General features: G+C 52.7%; 4 protein-coding genes. 2 read left to right on the forward strand and 2 right to left on the reverse strand.

The features are described 5' to 3' along the window. Positions 1-784, reverse strand: a 784-nt coding sequence (locus Q7V06_RS08580) for a HEAT repeat domain-containing protein (RefSeq protein ID WP_304840586.1), incomplete at its 3' end; no start/stop codon positions are given. Positions 785-910: 126 nt separating this feature from the next. Next, the gene (gene cofD / locus Q7V06_RS08585) at positions 911-1816 is read right to left on the reverse strand and encodes a 2-phospho-L-lactate transferase (RefSeq protein WP_304840588.1); all 906 of its coding nucleotides are present in this window, start codon (positions 1814-1816) and stop codon (positions 911-913) included. 150 nt (positions 1817-1966) lie between these two features. Here cofD and Q7V06_RS08590 point away from each other — a divergent pair, with 150 nt between their 5' ends. Beyond that, on the forward strand, positions 1967-4657 hold the full coding sequence (locus Q7V06_RS08590; RefSeq protein ID WP_304840590.1) for a PAS domain S-box protein: 2691 nt from the start codon (positions 1967-1969) through the stop codon (positions 4655-4657). Positions 4658-4665: 8 nt separating this feature from the next. Continuing rightward, a partial coding sequence (locus Q7V06_RS08595) for an HD domain-containing protein (RefSeq protein ID WP_304840592.1) occupies positions 4666-5593 on the forward strand: 928 nt, incomplete at its 3' end.

Below are 5593 nucleotides of genomic sequence, written 5' to 3' on the forward strand. Positions count from 1 at the left end.
GTACAGCAGATCTCCGCATCTCCGGGTCCTGGTGCTGAAGCAGTGTGATGAGATCAGCTCGTGCAGGAGACCCGATTCGGATGATCACTTCTTCAATTCTCGGTCGGATTTTTGCATTACCCTCTGTAAGTGCCTTAATGAGTGGAGCGACAGCTGATATTCCAAGCCGGGTACATGCATCGATCGAGGCATTCCGTACACTCTCAACCTCATCTCCAAGAAGGGTGAGGAGGGTCGGGATCGCTTTATCATCGGGGAGATAACCAAATGCGAGAGCCGCTGCAGTCCTTACATCCGGGTCATCATCTTTTAAGGCCTTTTCGAGTGGCTCAAACCTCTTCTGCCCCTCCATCATCCCGATTGTTGCAGCAACTCCTGATCTGATCTCAGGGGAGGGACTCTCAAGTGCTGATACAAGAGTGGGAAATGCCCTGTCTCCGATCAGGGTGAGAGCACGGACAACTTCCCTCCTGACATCGGTGCGTGCTCCTTCGAAGCAGTTGATCAAGGGAACGATTGAGGGCTGCCCGATTCGCACAAGCCCTGTTGCCGCACCTCTCCGTACCCTCCAACTCTCGTCCTGAAGGCCGTTTATCAGAAGCGGCACTGCTGCAGGACCTATCTCGCCGATCGCCGAGATTGCATGGAGACGCACCTCAGGGTCGGGGTTAAGAAGGGTGTCGTCAAGTGATAATCGCGGGAGATGTACCTCTTCCTGTACCTCTTCCTCCACTTTCTGCCCACCTGACCCAAGGCGGGATTTGAGTCCTTTAAAAAAACCCATATGTATCCTCTCTCTGAAGGTATCGTCGCATGGGATGTATATAGTTACCCTTTGGCATCTCCCTGCTGAATCCGGCACGTACAAAAAACCGGGCTATTGTATGCATCTTCAGACATCCGATATCCGTCACCGCCGTCCCCTGACGATGGAGAGGATATCCCAGGCGAGCGATTCACTCTGTTTTACTCCGGTCATCATAGTATCCAGCCGCAGGCTGCCGGGAACTTCGATGGTGTCACGGGTATCCTGCACAAAGACGTTGATGATATCACCATATACATCACGAGTCCCTTTGGAATCCGGGCTTCTTCCCCAGGCCTGCATCAGTGCTGCTGCAGGACCTGAGACAGGGCGGCTCCCGAGAAACGGGCTGATCGCGATCGTGAAGGTCTCACGGAGTGCTTCACGTACCCCTGAACACTCGAGGATGGGTCCGATGCTTGTCACAGGATTGGATGGTCCTATGATGACGCAATCGCTCTCTCTGATCGCATTGATGACAGCCTCCGTGGCTACAGGTGGGGTCTCAAATTTCCGTATGACTCCGGATATCTCGACATTACCACGATGCTTCACCCAGTACTCCTGAAAATGCATCGGTCCATTCTCTGTTGCCACATAGGTGGTGATCGGCGTATCACACATCGGGAGGACGGTCGCCTCCACACCGAGGGAGGAGGCGATCGCTCTGGTCGCCTCGGTGAGATTCTTCCCCTCCCGCAACAGTTCTCCGCGTGCAATATGGATTGCCCGATCCCGGTCGCCGATTGCTATTGATTCGGGAATGCCGATCCGCTCAAGGTACCGGTTCGTCTCGAAACTATCGCCCCGAATCCCCCACCATGTCTCTGTGTTGAGGATTCCGGCAAAAAGGTACAGCACAGTATCGATATCGGGAGAGAGGTGGTTTCCGGAGACCCACATATCCTCTGCAGTATTAACGATGACAGTAATTTCGTTGTCATGGAGAACCTGCCTGATACCCTGGATCAGTTTCGGTGTTCCGGTTCCCCCTGAAAGGAGTGTAATCATACAGATGATCTCTTCCTCTAAAGTGATGAGTCTTTTTGATACTTTTAAGACTGAGATATATTTTTTAAATGAAAGTGAGAAAAACCCGGGTCTCTATCGATAGGTATAAGATGTCATATATCGCTCAATACATTTAAGATATTCTGTGTTATGAACGGGCATCCTGTTTCATATCTTACATTCTTTGCCGATAAAACGGATTATCTGGTCTATCGGTTAAGAATCACATTGAGTGGTCTGCCTGAGGTTCTGTATATTTCAGGTTCCGTACAATCTATCCTCGGATATGATCCCGGAGCATTCTATCAGGACCCCTCTCTTCTCCAGAGGATCATTCATCCACAGGACCATGGTTTCTTTCTGGAGTTGCAACTCCGGGGTGAAGATCGTCTCTATCTGCTTCATCTCATCAGAAATGATGGAGTGGTCAGAACCCTTGAAATAAGTAATGCTGTTTTCGTTGATCAGAAGACCGGGGATCTGATTGTTGAGGGTGTCGGTCGTGATGTGACTGATGTGAAGCTGGCAGAGGAGGCTCTCATCCGTGAGACTATCGTCATCCAGACACTACCGAATGCATTCGTCACCTATGATGCCGGGGGCCGGATCACCGGATGGAACCCTGGAGCAGAGGCGATGTCGGGATTTTCACGTGGGGAAGTGATCGGGTCAAAGCAGGGTTTTGTCCTTCCCGCTGATCAGCGGGATGAGATCGCAGATGAGATCCGATCCGGCTTTTTGAAGGGGGAGGTTGTATCACGGGAGGTCACATTCATCCGAAAAGATGGAGAGGAGCGGACCGCCTATTCGATAGCAATCCCCCTGATTGCACCTGATGGAGAGTTTACCGGCTCGATCAGTATAGCCCATGATATCACCAGAGAAAAACTGCGTGAGAGAGATATCTCCTCCCGTGACCGTATTCTGGAGGCGGTAGGATATGCGGCATCCGGGTTCCTCTCTGCCGGACTGTGGAAAGACCATATTTCAGGAGTTGTCAGGAGGTTTGGTGAGGCAGCGGATGCGTCACGCGCCTTCTTCTACCGAATTGATGAAGAAGGTGCAGAAGCGATCCGTCTCGTGGAATGGATTGCTGATGGTGGTGCATCCGGCTATCCGGAGACCCTTGATTGTGCTGTGTATGCGGAAGGCTATTCTCTCCTCCTCTCCGGTTCTGTGATACATGGAGTAGTAGGAGAACTCGGTCCCCTGGGGGAGCTGGCACGGAAGGTCTCGCCGGATCTCAGATCGATCCTCATCGTTCCGATCGCCGTTCATGGAGTGATCTCTGCATTCATCGGTTTTGACGAGTGCAGACATGATCGGGTCTGGTCCCCGTCCGAGGTGCAGGCATTTGAGATTGCCGGTCGGATCATCGGTGCTGCAATGGAGCGGGAGGCGGATCACCAGGCCCTCATTGAGAGTGAGAACCGTTTCCGGAGCATATTCGAGGGTGGTCCCCTCGGTATGGTGATAGCAGGGCCAAATCAACAAATCATTCTGGTGAACCCGGCATTTGAACGGATGATCGGGTGCTCACAGGAGGAACTGGTCGGCTCCACGTTCCGGGATATTACCCACCCTGATAATATTCCTGAGAACGAGCGTGGCATTGCAGATCTGATCTCAGGAAAGATTCCGGTCTATACGATCGAGAAGCGGTATCTCAGGAGAGGGGGTGGAATACTCAATGCACAGACCGATCTTGCACCCATTCCCCTCCCGGATGGCAGAGGCTATATTGCGATGATTGAAGATATCACCCGCCGTAAATCTGCCGAATCAAAGCTCAGGGAGAGTGAGGAGATCCATAGGTCGTTTCTTCAGCACTTCCAGGGAATTGTGTACCGATCTGTTGAAGGAGAATCGGTCTTCATCCATGGTGCGGTTGGTGAGATCACCGGTTACCACCCTGAGGAGATCCGCTCAGGAGAGGTGGCATGGTCATCTCTCATCCATCCTGCTGATCGAGGGGAGATCCTGAGGAGGTATGATACACTCTATGCCACCCCGGGTGATCGGTTCAATGCCGATTACCGGATCATCCGCCGGGATGGAGTTCAGCGCTGGGTGAATGAGGCGATCCAGCACAGAATTAGTGAGGATGGCCGTTCAATCATTGAGGCGGCGATCTCTGATATCACCCGGCGGCATGAGATGGAGGAGCAACTATCCCGGTCTAATGAGAAGCTTAACCTCCTCCAGAGCATCACACGCCATGATATTCTCAATCAGGTGATGGCGATCTCTGCCTATACGGAACTGATGAAAGATCTCGTCCATGATCCCGTGACTTCTGAGTACGTATCTGGCATGGAGGCTACAATTGAGCGGATTCACCGGATCTCAGCCTTTACTCGCGACTATCAGGAGGTCGGGGTGAAAGGGCCGATCTGGCAGGATCTGCATACCGTGATTGCGAGGGGATTTATAAACAGATCTCCCAACCAGATCACACTGAACAATCTGGTGGAAGACTACGAGATATTTGCCGACCCCCTCCTTGAGAGGGTCTTCTACAACCTTGTCGACAACAGCAGAAAGTATGGGGGGAAGAGAATATCCTGTATCCGGGCATCCTGCAGAGAGGAGGAAGGTGAACTCCGGGTGGTTGTTGAGGATGACGGTATTGGAATCGACAGCTCCATCCTTGGTCGTATTTTCTCCTATGGAGCAGGCAAAGGAACCGGCCTTGGACTCTTTCTGATACGGGAGATCCTCTCGATTACCGGAGTTACCATCGAGGTCTGCCCGGCAGATCTTGGTGGTGCAGGTTTTATGATCCGGGTCCCTCCCGGGGGGTGGAGGAAGGGGATATATAATACCCCTCCTGCCTCATAGATCTGACTATGCAGAGTGCCGGGCCCGCGGGCTTCCATGCCCGGAGAACGAAGATGATAAAAGATCCGGTTCACGGAGATATCGAGGTGGATGAAGATATCCGCATGCTCCTTGATACCCCGCCGGTACAGCGGCTCCGGATGATCCGCCAGCTTGGCTTCTCTTTCCTTGTCTATCCGGGTGCAAACCATACCCGGTTTGAACATGCACTCGGGACGATGCATCTTGCCACCCACCTCTGCCGCAGCCTCTCCCTTGATCGGGATGAGACCCGCCTCCTCAGGTCAGCAGCTCTCCTCCATGATATCGGTCATGGCCCGTTCTCACATGCTATCGAACCGCTGATGGAATCATTCTGCGATCATAGGCATGACGGGGTGGATCATCTCCTTGAATCTGGAGAAATTGCCGGAATTCTTGCTGATATCGGGCTGGATCCAACTGAGGTGGCGGCAGTTATCTCTGGGAGGCACCATCTTGCAGCAGCGATCCATGGTGAACTTGATGTTGACAGGATGGATTACCTCAACAGGGATGCACACTATACCGGTGTTCCGTACGGTGCAGTCGATGCGCACCGGATCATCAGAAGTTCGGTACTCCAACCGACAGGTCTCGTCCTTGAAGAGTCCGGTGTGCAGGCGGCAGAGTCCCTTCTTGTTGCCCGTACCCTGATGAGGCCTGCAGTCTACTACCATCATGTCTCACGGATTGCCGAGCGGATGTTTCTTGTTGCAGCTATTGCCCATTGTGAAGATGGCGGCAACCCCGGTTCACTGGTCCGGATGGATGATCCCGATTGTATTGTGGCTTTTCGGGAGTCAAAGAGTAGAATCGCCCGTGATATCATCCATCGTCTCCTTACACGGGACCTCTATAAACGTGCCGTCTATGTCGGAGTCAGTTCGATCAACCGGGCACGTATTCCGCAGCCTG

This window comes from Methanocalculus sp., from assembly GCF_030651615.1.
In the GTDB taxonomy this organism is placed as follows: domain Archaea; phylum Halobacteriota; class Methanomicrobia; order Methanomicrobiales; family Methanocorpusculaceae; genus Methanocalculus.

What these genes read in the sequence shown, in the direction of transcription:
- Q7V06_RS08590 (WP_304840590.1), top strand. Translation starts at nt 1,967, where the DNA reads ATGAACGGGCATCCTGTTTCATATCTTACATTCTTTGCCGATAAAACG.
- cofD (WP_304840588.1), bottom strand. Translation starts at nt 1,816, where the DNA reads ATGATTACACTCCTTTCAGGGGGAACCGGAACACCGAAACTGATCCAG.